Annotated in this window: 3 protein-coding genes; 1 reads left to right on the plus strand and 2 read right to left on the minus strand. The window is 73.9% G+C overall.

Features of this window, described 5'->3' with window-relative positions; translation table 11 throughout:
- Window positions 1-431, minus strand: a 431-nt coding sequence (locus ABZ885_RS40135) for a winged helix-turn-helix domain-containing protein (protein ID WP_360199997.1), incomplete at its 3' end; no start/stop codon positions are given.
- 182 nt (window positions 432-613) lie between these two features.
- Between ABZ885_RS40135 and ABZ885_RS40140 the strand changes: the two genes are divergently transcribed.
- Complete coding sequence (locus ABZ885_RS40140) at window positions 614-979, plus strand: chaplin (protein ID WP_360199993.1); 366 nt, start codon at window positions 614-616, stop codon at window positions 977-979.
- A gap of 171 nt (window positions 980-1,150) precedes the next feature.
- Here the strand turns inward: ABZ885_RS40140 and ABZ885_RS40145 are convergent, their stop codons facing one another.
- Entirely contained in the window at window positions 1,151-1,663 is a 513-nt protein-coding gene (locus ABZ885_RS40145; protein WP_360199995.1) for a universal stress protein, read from the minus strand.
- Window positions 1,664-1,972: the final 309 nt, after the last annotated feature.

The raw sequence follows: 1,972 nt of genomic DNA on the forward strand, positions 1-1,972 counted from the left end.
CAGGTCGCGGCCGTGAGCGCCACGCGGCCCGCGGCCAGCCAGCCGGCGCGCGGGAAGGAGGAGGCGTCGGGCTGCCCCTGCCGCAGGTCGTGCGCGGGCCGGCGCGGCGGCGCCGCCCGGCGGGCGCGGGTGGGCGCGACCGGCGCGGCGCGGTCCGCCACAGTGGTGCCCGACCCCTGCCGTGCGGTGAGCCAGCCCTCGGCGACCAGCTCGGCGTAGGCGTCGGCGGCCGTGTTCCGGGCGATGCCGAGGTCGGCGGCGAGGGTGCGGTAGGGCGGCAGCCGGGTGCCGGGCGCGAGTCGGCCGCTGCGGATCGCCTCGCGCAGGGCGGCCATGAGCGCAGCACGGCGGCCCCCGGTGGCGGGCAGCTCGAGGTGCAGGTCGCTTCCGGACGTCGTGGTGGTGGCGGTGCCGGCCGGGGTCTCCGTCATGGTCACGAACTTTATCGTCGGACGGCCGCCCACTTCGGCGGCGGCCCCGGGACCGGCGCGTGCCGGTGTACGCCGGCCGGGTGACCGGGTTCCTGCATCGGTGGGCGATCGTGCCTGCATTCGGGTGGTCGTTCGGTCGGATTGTGTCGTGTCCTGCGTGTCGGCTGGCTATTCCTTCCGGCATGACCAACACCAGGAAGTACCTGATCGCCGCCGGCTTCAGCGCCGCGCTGGCCGTCCTCTCCGCCGGTCCCGCCTTCGCGGGTGACTGCGACCAGGACGCTCTCCGCGCCCCCGCCTCCGCGCTCAGCACCTCGGACGCGGGCTCCGACGCGGCGCTCGCCGCCGACGCGCTCGCCGCCAGCGCGCTCGCCGACGCCGCCCTGCTCGACGGCTCGCAGGCCGGGACGGTCTGCATCAACACCGGCAGCGCCACGGCCAGCGGCATAGTCACCGGCTCCCCGGGTGTGCTCTCCGGCAACCAGATCCAGATCCCGATCAACGCGCAGTTCAACATCTGCGGCAACAGCATCTCCATCCTGGGCTGACCGCACCCGCGCGTCCGTCGCGCACCTCCCCCTCCGAACCGTCCGATTCCCACCGACCCGAATGAAGGGCTGCGACCCCGGCTTCCGGCCGGGGTCGCAGCCCATCCGCCGTCTGCTGCCGCCGCAGGAAGACGGCTACGGCTACGGCTACGGCTACGGCTACGGCTACGGCTACGGCACCACGGTGACCGGCCAGCGCCCCGCCTTCACCAGGCGCACCGCCACCGAGCCGATCACCCGGTGCCCGGCCTGCTCCGAGACCCCGACGACGACGGCGTCCGCCCGCAGCTCGTCCGCCAGCCGCGCCAGCCCGGTGTACGGATCGCCGCGCACGGTGAGGAACCGCCAGTCCACCCGCCAGACGTCGCGCAGCCGGTGCTCGGCCTCGCGCAGGGCGCCCAGCAACTCCTCGGCGATCTCCCGGGTGGTCTCCTCGACCGCCGCACCCGCGAGGGCGGTGGCCGCGCCGAGCACGGGCTGCACGTACGCGACGGCGAGCGTCGCGTTCTGGCGGCGGGCGAGCCCGGCCGCGTAGGCGGTGGCCCGCCAGGAGGATTCCGAACCGTCCAGCCCCGCCAGGATCACCTTGGGCCCGTCGGTCCCCAGCTCGAACCCGGCCGGTGCGACCGCCGCCCCAGGCTCCTCGGCGCCGCCGACGGCCTCTGCATCGCTCTCGTTGCTCATGGCCCGAGGCTATGCCGCACACGCTGGGTGAGGATGCGGGGCACGGCGGGTGAGGGCTGTGGTGCGGGCCACCGCGGGCCCGGCCCCCATCCGGTGGTTCCTGCACCGCCCGCCGACCGGCCGTCACACCCCGTCGACGATGTGCGCGGCCTCACAGCACCGATCGTGTGGCGCGGACCACTTCCGGACGGTGTTCGATCTTGAAAAAGCGGACATATGCCTTCAAATCCACCCAATTCCTTGATCCTTACGGCCGGTAACACCACCCTGACGTGCCCAAACCTGCGAATCCTTGAAACCCCCACACCA

This window comes from Kitasatospora sp. NPDC047058, assembly GCF_040643935.1.
In the GTDB taxonomy this organism is placed as follows: domain Bacteria; phylum Actinomycetota; class Actinomycetes; order Streptomycetales; family Streptomycetaceae; genus Kitasatospora.